Source organism: Nocardia sp. NPDC050712 (assembly GCF_040654295.1).
GTDB lineage: Bacteria > Actinomycetota > Actinomycetes > Mycobacteriales > Mycobacteriaceae > Nocardia.
In genome coordinates this window covers 76522-92599 of the sequence record NZ_JBFAHT010000003.1, presented here as the reverse complement: position 1 = coordinate 92599, position 16078 = coordinate 76522, and the positions used below count along the sequence as shown (strand labels likewise).

Annotated in this window: 1 protein-coding gene (cut by a window edge); it reads left to right on the top strand. The window is 72.2% G+C overall.

Going from position 1 to position 16078, the window contains the following annotated elements:
- A protein-coding gene (locus tag AB0H76_RS20865) for a non-ribosomal peptide synthase/polyketide synthase (protein ID WP_357326401.1) crosses the window boundary here: on the top strand, positions 1-16078 show its 3' portion. The gene continues 9422 nt to the left of window position 1, outside the view; only the last 16078 of its 25500 coding nucleotides appear in the window; its start codon lies beyond the left edge, outside the window; its stop codon occupies positions 16076-16078.

The following is a 16078-nucleotide window of genomic DNA, read 5'->3' as shown; positions in this document are numbered from 1 at the left end:
GCTGGTCGGCATGTTCGTCAACACCCTGGTGCTGCGCACCGAGATGCGCCCGGACGCCACCCTGGCCGACCTGCTCGCCGCCGCGCGCACCGCCGACCTGGCCGCGTTCGAGCACGCCGCGGTGCCGTTCGAGCAGCTCGTCGACACCCTGAACCCGGTCCGCTCGCAGGCGCACGCGCCGCTGTACCAGGTGGCCCTGACCCTGCAGAACCACGCCAAGCCGGACTTCCGGTTGCAGCGCCTGGCCATCGCGGCGCTCGAGGTCGGCCCGGCTCCGATCCAGGTGGATCTGGACTGGACCCTGACCGACCGCTACGACCGCGACGGGGCCCCCGACGGCATCGACATCCACCTGCATTACGCGCTCGACCTCTTCGACGAGCGCACCGCGGCCGGATTCGTGGCCGGCCTGGAACGGGTGCTGCGCGCCATGGTGCGCGACACCCGCACCCGGGCCGGGAATGTCGAGCTCATGTCGGTCGCCGAGCGCGGCATGCTGCTCTCGGACCGCAATGCCACCGCGCGCCCGGTGCTGCGCGAGACCCTCGACGATCTGCTCACCGCCCGCGCGGGCGCGGAGCCGACGGGCCTGGCCGCCCGCTACGAGGGCACCGAGATCAGCTACGGCGATTTCGCGTCCCGGGTGAATCGGCTGGCACGCTGGCTGATCGGCGAGGGCGTCGGCCCGGAGACCATCGTCGGACTGGCCGCCCTGCGGTCGATCGACATGCTCGTCGCCATGTACGCGATCGTGCGCGCGGGCGGGGCCTACCTCCCGATCGACCCGGGGCACCCGGCCGACCGGATCGCACAGATCATCGACAGTGCGCGGCCGGCCCTGGTCCTGGCTGTCGGCGGCGCGGAACTGCCCGGGCTCTCCGATGTCCGGGTGGTCGAGACCGCGGCACTGGATCTCGCCGCGCTCGCCGACACGACGGTGACCGACGACGAGCGCCACGGCCGGCTGCGCCAGGGCAACACCGCGTATGTGCTGTTCACCTCGGGTTCCACCGGCCGCCCCAAGGGCGTCGCCGTCACCCACCGGGCGATCATGAACCAGCTGCGCTGGCTGGAGTATCGCTACCAGGTGACCGCCGCCGACCGCATCCTGCAGCGCGCGCCGCTGACCTTCGACGTGTCGGTGTGGGAGTGCTTCCTGCCCATCGCGGTGGGCGCACCGCTGGTGATCGCCCGGCCCAGTGGGCATCTGGACCTCGCCTACTTCGCGGATCTGCTGCGCGAGCACGGCATCACCATCGCCGAATACGTGCCCTCGGTGCTGGCCGCCCTGCTCGGCGAGGGCATGGGCGACGCACTGCGCTCCTTCCGGCATTTGCACTGCGGCGGTGAGGCGTTGACCGCCGATCTGCTCGCACAGATCCAGGGCAGCTTCGACGGCGCCGTGCACAATGCCTACGGCCCCACCGAAGCCGCTATCTCGGCGATCTACCACGAGTTCACCGCCGACGATGCCGGCGGCGGCCGCGATGTCGCGATCGGCCGCCCCTGCTGGAACACCCGCGCGTACGTCTTGGACGCGCGCATGCGACCGGTGCCGATCGGTGTCACCGGTGAGCTGTACCTCGCGGGTGACCAGCTGGCCCGCGGCTACCACGGACGGTCCGGCCTGACCGCCGAACGGTTCGTCGCCGATCCGTTCGGCGTGCCCGGGCGGCTCATGTACCGCACCGGCGATCTGGTGCGCTGGAATCACGACGGCGACCTGGTGTATCTGGGCCGCAACGACTTCCAGGTCAAGCTGCGCGGTCAGCGCATCGAACTCGGCGAGATCGAGGCCGCGCTGGCGGGTGTGGCCGGCGTGACCAACGCCGCGGTGGTCGTCGCCAAGGACAAGGCGGGCTACGAGAATCTCGTCGGCTACGTCAGCGGCGGCGGGCTGACCGCGGACGCCGTGCTGGACGCGGTGCGTGACCTGCTGCCCGCCTACATGGTGCCCGCGCATCTAACGGTGCTCGAGGAGATGCCGCTGACCACGGTCGGCAAACTCGATCGCGCGGCACTGCCCGCGGTCGAGTTCAGCGGCAGCGCGGCGGAATTCCGCGCTCCGCGCGAAGGCGTCGAATCGGTGCTCGCCACGCTGGTGGCCGATCTGCTCGGCGGCGACGCGCGCATCGGCGCCGACGACGACTTCTTCGCCCGCGGCGGCAACTCACTGCTGGCCATGCGGCTGGTGGCCCGCGCCAACGCCACCTTCGAGACCGGCCTGACGGTGCGCGAGGTGTTCGAAGCGCCGACCGTCGCCGAACTGGCGGTGCGGGTGCGGCTTTCGGCTCGGCTCGGTGACCGCGTGGATCGTCCGGTGCTGGCCCGGCGGGAACGTCCGGCACGAATTCCGCTGTCACTGGCGCAGACTCGGATGTGGCTGCTCAACCGGATCGATCCGGACTCGGCCGTGTACAACATCCCCATCACCATCCGCTTGGCCGGCGCCCTGGACGAGGCGGCGTTGCGCGCCGCCCTGGACGATGTGGTCGAACGGCACGAGTCACTGCGGACCGTCTTCCCCGCGGATGCCGACGGACCGGCGCAGGTGGTGCGGCCGAGCGGCGGCGCGGTGCTCGCCGGCACGGACGTAACCGAGGACACGCTGCGGGAATCCATCCTGCGCTGCGCGGCGCAGGGCTTCGACCTCCGCGTGGAAATGCCTTGGCGGGCCGCGCTGTTCCGCGTCGCGCCCGAGGCTCACGTCCTGGCTTTCGTCGTGCACCACATCGCCGCGGACGGCGTCTCGACCGCGCCGCTGGCACGCGACCTGATGTTGGCGTACACGGCCCGTGCCGCCGGCGCCACGCCGCAGTGGGCGCCGCTACCCGTGCAGTACGCCGACTTCACACTGTGGCAGCACGAGGCGCTGGGCTCGGCCGACGACCCGGAATCCCTGCTGGCCGGCCAGATCCGGCACTGGCGTGGCGAACTCGCCGGGCTCGCCCCCGTGCTGGAGCTACCCGCCGACCGCGCGCGACCGGCGGTGGCATCCGGGCAGGGCGCGACCGTCGACTTCGCGGTGCCCGCCGAGCTGACCGACGCAATCGCGGAACTAGCGCGCAGACATAATGTTTCGACATTCATGGTGCTGCACGCCGCCTACGCCGTCCTGCTGTCGCGGCTGGCCCGCACCGCGGACATCGCGATCGGCACGCCGGTGGCGGGCCGCTCCGAGGAGGCCTTGGACGGGCTGGTCGGCATGTTCGTCAACACCCTCGTTCTGCGCACCGCGGTCCAGTCCGAGCACAGTTTCGCGGAATTGCTCGGCCAGGTGCGCACCAGCGATATTCGCGCCTTCGCCAACGCCGACCTGCCCTTCGAGCGGCTGGTCGAGGAGCTGAATCCGGTTCGTTCGCAAGCGCATTCGCCGATCGTGCAGGCACTGCTCACCTTCGAGCATCGCGACGACACGGTGCTGCGCCTGCCCGGCCTGGAGGTGTCGGCCTATCCGCTCGACAACCGGGTCGCCCAGTTCGACCTGGCGCTGGAACTGAGCGAGCACGCCGCCGAGGCCGGCACGGCGCTGCGCGCGGTGCTGCGCTACGCCACCGACCTGTTCGACCGGGCCACCGTCGAGGGCCTCGGTGCGCGGTTCCTGCGCGTGCTGGCGGCCGTCACCGCCGACTCCGGGATCCGGGTCGGCGAGATCGAACTGCTGGACGACGCCGAACGCGCGCTGGTGCTGCGGCACTGGAACGACACGGCGCACCCGATCGACCCCGCCGCCACCCTGGTGTCGCTGTTCCAGGCGCGGGCCGCCAAATCGGCGGACGACATCGCGCTGACCTTCGAGGGGACAGCTCTGTCCTACGGCGAGTTCGGCGCCCGGGTGAACCGGCTCGCCCGGCACCTGATCGCGCATGGCGTGGGACCGGAGACGATGGTCGCACTGGGTATGCGCCGTTCCGTCGACCTGGTCGTCGGTATGTACGCCGTCGGCGTCGCCGGTGGCGCCTACGTGCCGCTGGACCCGGATCATCCCGCCGAGCGCACCCACTACGTGCTCGAGACCGCCGCGCCGGTCTGCGTGCTGACCACCTCCGGCGACGGCTTCGACGCGGGCACCGTGCCGGCGCTCGTGCTCGACGACCTGGACCTGGCCGGCTACTCGGCCGCGCCGGTCGCCGCCGCGGAGCGCCGCGGCACGCTACGCCCGTCGAACACCGCGTACGTGATCTTCACCTCCGGCTCGACCGGTCGCCCGAAGGGTGTCGCGGTCTCGCACGCCGCGATCGTGAACCGCCTGGTGTGGATGCAGGACCGCTACGGGTTGCGCGCGGACGACGTGGTGCTGCAGAAGACCCCGGCCACCTTCGACGTGTCGGTGTGGGAGTTCTTCTGGCCCTTGCAGGTCGGTGCGCGCCTGGTCGTGGCCCGTCCGGACGGCCACCGGGATCCCGCCTACCTGGCGCGGCTGATCGCTGCCGAGCGGGTCACCACGGTGCACTTCGTGCCGGCGCTGCTGTCGGTATTCCTCGGTGCGGTCCCCGAATCCACCCGGGGCACACTGCGGCGCGTCTTCGCCTCCGGTGAGGCCTTGCCGGCCGCCACCGCGCAGCGGACCCGGGCGCGGACCGGCGCCCGGGTGCACAACCTGTACGGGCCGACCGAAGCCGCCGTGGACGTGAGCTTCCACGAGGTGACCGACGCCGACACGGTCTCGGTGCCGATCGGCCGCCCGGTATTCAATACCGCGCTGCTGGTGCTGGATTCGCGACTACGGCCGGTACCGGTCGGTGTGCCCGGCGAGCTGTACCTGGCCGGTGCGCAATTGGCGCACGGCTATGTCGCGCGACCGGATCTGACCGCGGATCGTTTCCTCGCCAATCCCTACGGCGTGCCCGGCGCGCGGATGTACCGCACCGGCGATCTGGTGGCATGGACACCGGATGGCGAGCTGGAGTACCTGGGCCGCACGGACTTCCAGGTGAAGCTGCGTGGTCTGCGGATCGAGCTCGGCGAGATCGAGTCGGTGCTCGCGGCGGTGGACGGCGTTGCGCAGGCGGCGGTTCGCCTGGCCGGGCACCGCGGCGTCGACCACCTGGTGGCGTACCTGACCACCGTCGGCAACGCCGACGGCCTGGTCGAGCGCGTGCGCCGGGCGGCGGCCGGCGCACTGCCCGGCTACATGGTGCCGTCGTCCTTCGTCACGCTGGACGCGTTCCCGCTCAACGCCTCCGGCAAGCTGGACTCGAAAGCCTTGCCCGCGCCGGTGTTCGAGGCGGGCACCTTCCGCGCACCGGAGACGGCGGCCGAAGTACTGGTCGCCCAGATCTTCGGCGAGCTGCTCGGGCGCGCCGAGGTCGGCGCGGACGACGACTTCTTCGCCCTCGGCGGCAACTCGCTGATCGCCACCCAGGTCGCGGCCCGGCTGGGCACGGAACTCCAGGCGGAGATCCCGCTGCGGCTGCTGTTCGAGGCGCCCACCGTGGCCGGGCTCGCCGCCCGCGCCGCCCGCCTGTCCGGCACCGGTCACCGCGCGCCGCTCACCGTACGGCCGCGCCCGGAGCGGATCCCGCTGTCCCCGGCGCAGCAGCGCATGTGGTTCCTGAACCGCTTCGATCCGGCCGACACCGTCAACAACCTCCCGGTCGCGATGCGGCTGACCGGCGCGCTCGACCTGGTCGCCCTGACCGCCGCCGTCGCCGATGTGCTGGGGCGGCAGGAAAGCCTGCGCACCGTCTACCCCGAGCACGAGGGTGTCGGCTACCAGCGGATTCTCGAGGTCACCGCCGTTCCGGCTCTTGCCGTCATCCCGGCCAACGCGAGCACGGTGGCCGCGGCGCTGGCCGACTTCGCCGCGACGCCGTTCGATGTCACCGCCGCCGTGCCCGTGCGAATCGGCCTGGTGCGGCTGTCCGATCGTGAGCACCTGCTCGTGCTGGTGGTGCACCACATCGCCGCCGACGGCTTCTCGATGGGCCCGCTGGCGCGCGACATCGCCACCGCCTACGCGGCCCGCGGCATCGAATCCGCACCGGCCTGGCCCGACCTGCGGGTGCAGTACGCGGACTACGCACTGTGGCAACGTGAGCTGCTCGGCGCGGACGATGATCCGGAATCCGTTGCGGCACAGCAGCTGCGGTACTGGCAGCAGAAGCTGTCCGGACTGCCCGCACAGCTCGATCTGCCCGCCGACCGCCCGCGCCCGGCGGTAGCCACCCACTCCGCCGCCAGCACGACGGTGCGGGTGGACGACGCGGTGACCCGCGGAATCTCCGCTGTCGCGGCGCAATACGACGCGACACCGTTCATGGTGGTGCACGCCGCCCTCGCCGTGCTGCTGGCCCGGCTCTCCGGCACCGGCGACATCGTCATCGGCGCACCGCTCGCGGGTCGCGGCGATGCGGCGCTCGACGACCTGGTCGGCATGTTCGTCAACACCCTGGTGCTACGCGCCGACGTGCCCGGTTCCGACACCTTCGCGGCCGTGCTCGGCCGGGTGCGCGAGGGTGACCTGGACGCGTTCGCGCACGCGGACGTGCCGTTCGAGCGCCTGGTCGAGGTGCTGGATCCGCCGCGCTCACAGGCCCGCCACCCGCTCTTCCAGGTGGCGCTGTTCTTCCAGAATCTGACGCCGGTCGCGATCGACCTCGACGGGCTGACGGTCGCCGAATACGAATTCGACTACCGCACCACTCGTTTCGATCTCCAGCTCACCGTTTCCGGCGCGACGCTGCGCTTCGACTACGCCACCGATCTGTTCGACGCCGCCACCATCGCGACTTTGGCCGCCAGATTCACCCGCCTGCTGGCGGCGGTCGTCGCGGACCCGAACCAGATCGTCGGCGACATCGACCTCTTCGATACCGGCGAACTGCACCGGGTGGTCGAGGAGTGGAACGATTCCGCCCACACCGTGTACGTCGCGGAGCTGCTGCTGGACGAGTTCGAGGCGCAGGCCGCCGCGACGCCGGACGAGCCGGCGCTGGTCTACGCCCCCGAGGGCGCGGCCACGACAGTCCTGACCTACGGCGAACTGGATCGCCGCTCCAACCAGCTGGCCCGGCACCTCATCGAGCTGGGCGTCGGCCCGGAAGCGCTGGTGGCGCTGGCCGTCCGGCGCTCCGCCGAACTGGTCGTGGCGATGTACGCGGTGCTGAAGGCGGGCGGCGCGTACGTGCCGATCGACCCGGACCATCCGGCGCAGCGGATCGCGCACATCCTGGACACCGCGCGCCCGGCGGCCCTGCTGACCAGGACGAAGGATCAGGCCGAGCTCGGCTACCGGGGTCCGGTCGTCACCGTCGACACGGTAGAACTGCACGGCTACGCCGACGACGCGATCGCGGCACCCGAACGACTCGCGCCACTGCAGCCGCAGCACCCGGCCTACGTCCTGTTCACCTCCGGCTCGACCGGAAAGCCCAAGGGTGTCAGCGTCTCCCACGCGGCCATCGTCAACCAGATGACGTGGATGCAAGCCGAATACCGCTTCACCGCGGACGATGTGTACCTGCAGAAGACCGCGGCCACCTTCGACGTCTCACTGTGGGGCTACTTCCTGCCGCTGCGGGTCGGCGCGACGCTGCTCGTCGCGAGCCACGACGGGCACCGCGATCCCGGCTACCTGGCCGAGGTGATGGCCGCGCACCGGGTCACCGTCACCGATTTCGTGCCGTCGATGCTGAGCGTCTTCGCCGGGCACATCGGTGGCGCGGGCCTGCGCGACGCCCTGCTCGCGCTGCGGATGGTCTTCGTCATCGGCGAGGCGCTGCCCGCCGAGACGGTGCGCGCGTTCGGCGCGGTGAGTCCGGCGCGCCTGCACAACCTGTACGGGCCGACCGAGGCCGCGGTCAGCATCACCTACCGCGAGGTCACCGGCGAGACCGAGCGCATCGCCATGCCGATCGGCAACCCGGAGTGGAACAGCACGGTGTACGTGCTGGATTCGCGGCTGCGGCCGACGCTGCCGGGCGTGGCGGGGGAGCTGTACCTCGCGGGTGCGCAACTGGCCCGCGGCTATCACGGCCGCACGGATCTGACCTCGGATCGCTTCGTGGCCAACCCCTTCGGCGCACCCGGCGAACGCATGTACCGCACCGGCGACCTGGTGCGCTGGGAACTCGTCGACGGCGGCCCGGCCGCCGAGCTGATGTACCTCGGCCGCACCGACTTCCAGGTGAAGTTCCGCGGGCAGCGGATCGAGCTCGGCGAGATCGAAGCCGTGCTCGCCGCCGTGCCGGGCGTCGCGCAGGCCGCGGCCGCTGTCGCCGGCGATCATCTCGTCGCCTACGTGACCGCGGTAAGCCGTTCCAGCGAAACAGGTTTGGCGGACGCGGTCCGGGCGGCAGCCGGTCAGTTCCTGCCGTCGTACATGCTGCCCTCGGCCGTCGTGGTCCTGGCCGCGTTCCCGCTCAACGCTTCCGGCAAGCTGGATCGCAAGGCGCTCCCCGAGCCGGTGTTCGACAGTGTCGCCTACCGCGCGCCCGGCACCGAGACCGAACGGGCGGTGGCCGAGGTCTTCGCGCAGGTGCTCGGAATCCCGCGGGCCGGCGCCGACGACAGCTTCTTCGACCTCGGCGGCAACTCGCTGAGCGCGACCCGGGTGCTGGCGCGGTTGAGTGAGCGCTTGGACCGGCGGATTCCGGTCCGGGTGCTGTTCGAGGAGCCGACCGTGGCGGCGCTGGCCGTGCGGATCGCGGCGGAAGCCGCCGTCGCGCAACTGCCCGCACTGCTTGCCGGGCCGCGCCCGGAGGTCGTTCCGCTGGCGCCGGTGCAGCGCGGCATGTGGTTCGCCAACCGGCTCGACCCGGCCTCGGCCGCGCACAACATCCCGGTCGCGCTGCGCGTCGAGGGTGAACTGGAGGTGGCCGCGCTGGTGGCCGCCTTCGCGGATGTGGTGGCACGCCACGAGGTCCTGCGCACGATCTACCCCGTCGGTGCGGACGGCACGGGCCACCAGGTGATCCTGCCCGCCGATCCGGCGCCGGTAGCACTGACGGTGGAACCGGTGACCGACCTCCGGGACCGGATCGGCGAATTCCTCGGCGCGGGCTTCGACGTCACCGCCGAGGTACCGCTGCGCGCCGTGCTGCTGCGCGAGCACGCGACCAGCCATGTGCTCGTCGCGGTGCTGCATCACATCGCCGCCGACGGCTTCTCGATGACGCCGCTGCTGGGCGACCTGCTCGCGGCCTACCTGGCCCGGGTGCTCGACGCCGCGCCGCTGTGGCGGGACCTGCCGGTGCAGTACGCCGACTACGCGCTGTGGCAGGCGCGAATCCTGGAAAGCACGGCCGCGGAGCAGCTCGCGTATTGGCAGGACACGCTGCGTGATCTCCCCGAGGAACTCGCGCTGCCGATGGATCGCCCACGTCCGGCGATCGCCAGCAAGCGGGGCGGTTCGGTCCGCGCCCGGATCGGCGGCGGGATCGGCGCCCGGGTGCGTGCCCTCGCCGCCCGGCACCGGGCGACGCCGTTCATGGTCGTGCACGCGGCCCTCGCGGTGCTGCTGTCCCGGCTGTCGGGTTCCACCGATATCCCGATCGGTACCCCGGTCGCCGGTCGCGGTGCGGCGGCGCTGGACGGGCTGGTCGGCATGTTCGTGAACACGCTGGTCCTGCGCACGCATCCCGACGCCGACCAGTCCTTCGCCGATCTGATCGGGGCGACCCGCGCGGTGGACCTCGCGGCTTTCGCCCACGCCGCCGTCCCCTTCGAGCGGGTCGCCGACGCGCTCGGCGTCGCACCGTCGCAGGCCAGGCATCCGCTGTTCACCGTGGCCCTGAGCTACCTCGGCACCGGTGCGGGCACCGCCGGGCTGCCCGGTCTGGAGTTGTCGGCCGTCGAGTTCGACGAGCCGGTCGCGCGCTTCGACCTGCAGTTCACCGTGGCCGCGGAGCTGGACGCCGACGGGCATCTGGCGATCGAATTGGACTACGCGACCGACCTGTTCGACCCGGCCACCGCCGCCGGGCTGGTGCGCCGGTTCGGCCGGCTGCTGGGTGCGCTGACCCGCGACCCGGCCGCGCCGATCGGCGCCGCCGACCTGCTGTCGCCGGCCGAGCGGGCCGAACTCCTGGGCCGACGCGGCAAAGCCGCGGTGCCCACGCAGACTCTCGCGGGGGTGATGGCCGCGGCGGTGGCCCGGAATCCGCACGGCACCGCCGTGCTGTACGGCGATCTGCGGGTGTCCTACCGGGCGCTCGACGAGCAGTCCTCGCGGCTGGCGCGCATGCTGCTGCGGCACGGCATCGGGGCGGAAGACATTGTCGCCCTCGCTATTCCGCGGTCCCCGGAGTCGGTGCTCGCGGTCTGGGCGGTCGCCAAGACCGGCGCCGCGTTCGTCCCGGTCGACCCCACCTACCCGGCCGATCGCATCGCGCACATGCTCACCGATTCCGGTGCGGCACTGGGCTTGACGGTGCGGGCGACGGCCGACGCCCTGCCCGGTGGCACCGAATGGCTGGTCCTGGACGCGCCGGTGACGGCGGCACGCATGCGGCATTGCAGTGCCGCGCCCCTCACGCCCGATGAACTGGTGCGACCGGTGCGGCCGTACAACCCGGCGTGGATGATCTACACCTCCGGCTCGACCGGGACGCCGAAGGGCGTCCTGGCCACCCATGCCGGTATCGCCGGAGTGGCGGTAGCGCAACGTGATCGGTACTCGGTCACGACGGATTCGCGGGTGCTGCACGTCGCCTCGCCGAGCTTCGACGCCGCCATGCTCGAACTACTGCTCGCCCTCGCCGCGAGCGCCGCGCTGGTCGTCGCGCCCGCCGGCTGCTACGGCGGTGCGGAATTGACCACGCTGCTGCGGGAGCAGCGGGTGAGCCACGCCTTCATCACCCCGGCCGTACTCCAGACCCTGGACCCGGCGCAGGTGCCCGAGCTCGCGCAGCTCACGGTCGGCGGCGAGTCCTACGGACCGGATGTGGTGCGGCGCTGGGCAACCGGCCGCACCTTCTACAACACCTACGGCCCCACCGAGACCACGATCATCACCACCATCAGCGCCCCGCTGCGGGCCGGGGAACCGATGGACATCGGCACCCCGATCCACGGAATGTCGGCGGTCGTCCTCGACCGGCGACTGCACCCGGTGCCCGCCGGGGTGACCGGTGAGCTGTACCTGCGCGGCCCCGGCCTGGCCCGGGGCTACCACGCGCGACCGGCACTGTCGGCCGATCGCTTCGTCGCCGATCCGTTCGTGCCGGGCGGCCGGCTCTATCGCACCGGAGATCTGGTGCGCTGGACCGGCTCCGGCGCGATCCAGTACGCCGGTCGTGCCGACCAGCAGGTCAAGGTGCGCGGCCTGCGCATCGAGCTGGGCGAGATCGACGCGGTGCTCGCGGCACACGAATCCGTCGAGTTCGCGGCCACGGTCGGCCACACCGACGACGGCGGGACGACGACGCTGGTCGCGTATGTCGTTGCCGCACCGGGGCACACGATCGACACCGAGGCGCTGGCCGGCTTCGCCGGACGCTCGCTGGCGGCCTACATGGTGCCCGCGAGCATCATGGTCCTCGCCGCGATCCCGCTGACTCCGGTCGGCAAGCTCGATCGGAAAGCGCTGCCCGAACCGGTCTTCCGGGCCGCGGAGTTCCGGGCGCCGCTCGGCGCCGCCGAAACCGCGGTCGCGGCGACGGTCGCCGAGGTGCTCGGGCTCGACGAGCCGGTGGGCCGCGCCGACGACTTCTTCGCGCGGGGCGGAAATTCGCTCACCGCAACGCAATTGGCGGCCCGGCTCGGCGCCCGATTCGATACCGCCGTCGGTGTCCGCGCGATCTTCGAGAACCCGACGGTGGCCGCGCTGGCCACGCTGCTCGGCGACGCCTCGAGCGCCGCTCCGGCCCGGGCGCAGCTGGTCCCGCGCACCGGTACCGGTCCGGTCCCGTTGTCGCTGGCCCAGCAGCGCATGTGGTTCCTCAACCGCCTGGACCGCCAGTCCACCGCCTACAACATCCCGCTCGCGGTGCGACTGACCGGTGATCTGGATGTGGCCGCGCTCAACGCCGCGATCGCCGACGTGATCGCCCGCCACGAGGTCCTGCGCACCGTCTACCCGCAGCGGGACGCGGGCCCCGTCCAGGTGGTACTGCCCGTCGCCGAGGCTCCGGTCCCCGCGCTGTCGCCGGTCCGCGTGTGGGCCGACGACTTGCCCACGGCGATCGCCGATTTCGTCGGCGCGGGCTTCGACGTCACCGAATCGGTGCCCCTGCGGGCCCGGCTGTTCGCGGCGATAGCGGCCGACGCGCGCGATCAAGCCCAGGCCGGAGCAGCCGACGCCCGCGCTGACCAGCCTGCCGCCGACGTCCGGCCGCCCGTCGAATCGACACCCGCGACACCGCGTGCGTCCGCGCCGGCCCCCGCGGTCGAGGGTGCGCCCGACACCGGCAGCCGCTGGCAAGCCGTCGTGGCAGGCATGTCCGCCGTGCGGGATGCGGCCCAGGAGGGCAAGTTCGGCCGTCCCGACCAGGTCCCGGAGGCGCTGCCGGTCGCCGAGTTGGCCGCGCCGGTCTACCTGGCGCGCGCCGCGCGCGAACACGTGCTGGTCGTCGTGGTGCACCACATCGCGGCGGACGGCTCCTCGCTGGTGCCGCTGGCCCGCGACGTGATGATCGCCTACGCCGCGCGCAAGGACGGGCACGCGCCGACGTGGTCGCCGCTGCCCGTGCAGTACGCGGACTACAGCCTCTGGCAGCGGACGCACCTCGGGTCCGAGACGGATCCGGAGTCGGCCGCCGCCCAGCAGCTGTCCTTCTGGTCGGAGCGGCTGGCCGGGCTGCCCGCGCAACTCGATCTGCCCACCGACCGGCCCCGGCCGCCGGTGGTCGCCACCCAGGGCAGGCACGTCGACTTCACCGTCGACGCGGCCCTGCACGCCCACTTGCGGGAGCTGGGCCGCGACTCCGGAGCCACGCTGTTCATGGTGTTGCACGCGGCGTTCGCGGTGCTGCTGGGACGGCTCTCGGGCACCTCCGACATCGCGGTCGGCACCCCGGTCGCCGGGCGCGGCGACGCCGCCCTCGACGACCTGGTCGGCATGTTCGTCAACACCCTGGTGCTGCGCACCGAGGTGGCCCCGGGTACCGGCTTCGGCACCCTGCTGGAGCAGGTCCGCACCGCCGACCTGGCCGCCTTCTCCCACGCCGACGTCCCGTTCGAACGGCTGGTGGAGGTGCTCAACCCGGAGCGCTCCACCGCCCGGCACCCGCTGTTCCAGGTCGGCTTCTCCTTCCACAACCAGGCCGAGGCGGACTTCGGCCTGGACGGATTGCGCGTCGCCGCGGTCGATTTCGACTCCGGGGTGTCGCAGTTCGACCTGCACCTGGTGGTCACCGACCGGTACGGCGCGGACGGTGCGCCGGCGGGTCTGGCCGCGACGATCACCTACGCCACCGCGCTGTTCGACGAGTCCACCGTGGCGGGCTTCGCGGGCCGACTCCAGCGGCTGCTGGCGGCGATCTGCGCCGCCCCGCGGCGGCCGGTCGGCGACCTGCCGCTGCTGGACGCGGCCGAGTCCGAACGCGTGACCAGCACCTGGAACCAGGCCGAGCGGGCGTTCGCCCCGAGCACACTGGACGCCGGATTCCGGGCGCAGGTCGCGCGCACACCCGCCGCGATCGCGGTCGACGACGGCGAGACCTTGCTGACCTACGCGGAGTTCGCGGCCGAGGTCAACCGGCTCGCGCGGGTACTGATCACCCGCGGCGTCGGCCCGGAATCCCTGGTGGCCCTGGCCATTCCGCGCAGCGTGGACCTGCTGGTCGCGATGTACGCGGTGGTGACGGCGGGCGGCGCCTACGTGCCGCTGGACCCGGCGCATCCGCTGGACCGCACGGTGCTGGTGCTCGAGGCGGCCAATCCGGCGCTGGTGCTGGTCTCCGCGCGGCAGCCGATGCTGCCCCCGAGCGTCTCCGAACACGAACTGCTGCTCGATATTTCGGCGGTATCCGAGGAGGTCGACGCGGCCCCGATCACGGACCGCGAGCGGAGGGCTCCGCTGCGCCCGGATCACACCGCCTACGTCATCTTCACCTCCGGATCCACCGGAACGCCCAAGGGCGTGGCCCTCACCCATGCCGCCGTCAGTCATCAGCTGGACTGGATGCAAGCCGAATACACCTTGGATACCAGCGATTCGGTACTGCTGATGACCTCGGCCGCGTTCGACCTGTCGGTGTGGGAATTCTGGTGGGCGCTGCGCACCGGCGCGCATGTGGTGCTGGCGCCGCAAGGGGTGCAACGCGATCCGGCGCGGCTGCTGGAGCTGGTGCGCACCGAAGAGGTGTCCACCCTGACCTTGGTGCCGTCGCTGCTGGCGATGCTGGCCGAGGTGTCCGAGCCGCACCGGCTGCCCGGTGCGCTGCGCCGCATCCTGGTGATCGGCGAAGCGCTGCCCACCGCGACGGTCGAGCGGCTGCGCCCGCGGACCGAGGCCCGCATCGACAACCTCTACGGCCCGACCGAGGCCGCGGTCTCGGTCACCCGGTATCGCACCGGCGCCGGTACCGGCGCCATCGTGCCGATCGGTTCCGTCGAGGACGGCAACCAGGTCTATGTCCTGGACGACCGCCTGCACCCGGTGCCGGTGGGCGTCGCCGGTGAGCTCTACCTCGGGGGCGCACAGCTGGCCCGCGGCTACCACGGGCGGGCGGATCTCAGCGCGGAACGCTTCGTGGCCAACCCCTTCGGCGCCCCCGGTACCCGCCTGTATCGCACCGGCGATCTGGTGCGCTGGGCCGCCGACGGCAACCTCGACTACGTCGAGCGCCGGGACTTCCAGGTCAAGGTGCGCGGCTACCGGATCGAACTGGCCGAGATCGAGCACGCGCTGCGGTCCCGGCCCGGCATCGGTGACGTCATCGTGGTGGCACACCACTCCGGCGCCGACAATGCCCTGCTGGCCGCCTATTTCACGGCCGCCGCGCCGGTGGATCTCGCCGAGCTGCGCGCGGCGCTGTCCGACGCGCTGCCCAGCTACATGGTCCCCTCGGCACTGACCCAGCTCGAGGCCCTGCCGCTGAACGCGAACGGCAAGGTGGACCGGCGCGCCCTGCCCCGGCCCGAGCTCGCCGAGCACGAGTACCGCGCCCCGGCAACGGAACTGGAGCAGAAGGTCTGCGCCGCGTTCGCCGACGTGCTCGGCGTCGAGGCCGTCGGACTGGACGACAACTTCTTCGCCCGCGGCGGCAACTCGCTGCTCGCCACCCGGCTCTCGGTCCAGCTGAGTACCGCACTGGCGGAGGAGGTTCCGGTGGTCTGGCTGTTCTCGGCCCCGACGCCGGCGGCCGTGCTCACTCAGCTCACGCTCGCCCGCTCCGGCCGGGGCCGGGTGGACGCGGACGCGGCCTTCGAGGTGCTGCTGCCGCTGCGGCCCGGCGGCAGTGGGCGACCGGTGTTCTGCCTGCATCCCGCGGGCGGTGTGGCCTGGTCCTTCGCCGGCCTCGCCGCGCACATCGATCCGGAGCGCGGTATCTACGGCCTCCAGTCGCCGGTACTGAATTCCGAGGCGCCGCTACCGGATTCGATCGAGGACTGGGCCCGCCGCTATGTCCGGGAGATCCGCGCGGTGCAGCCGGAGGGCCCGTATCACCTGCTCGGCTGGTCGCTCGGCGGCGTGCTCGCGCACGCGGCCGCCATCCACCTGCAGGACGACGGCCAGCACGTCGCGCTGCTGGCCATGATGGACAGTCCGCGCACCGTCGCCCTGGGCGATTCGGCGGCCATCCCGGCCGCCGACCTGCTCGGTGGACTGCTCGGCGATCAGGCCACCGACTCCGATCTCGACCTCGGGCGCCTCCCGGCGCGGCTGGCCGACCTGCCCGAACCGTTCGCGTCCTTCGGCGCGGACCGGCTCACCCGCCTGCTCGACGCGGGTACCCACGCCCTGTCCCTGATCACCCGCTACCGCCCCCGCCGCTACAAGGGCGATCTCGTCTATTTCACCGCGGCCCTGGACGATCCCACCGGCGCCACCGGCGCCGCGAGCTGGGCCGATGCCGTCGACGGCACCGTGCACAACCACGCCGTTCAGGCCACGCACTGGCGCATGACCTCCGGCCCCGCGCTCGCGCGCATCGGCCACGTCCTGACCACGCTGTGGTCCACCGGCGCCTGA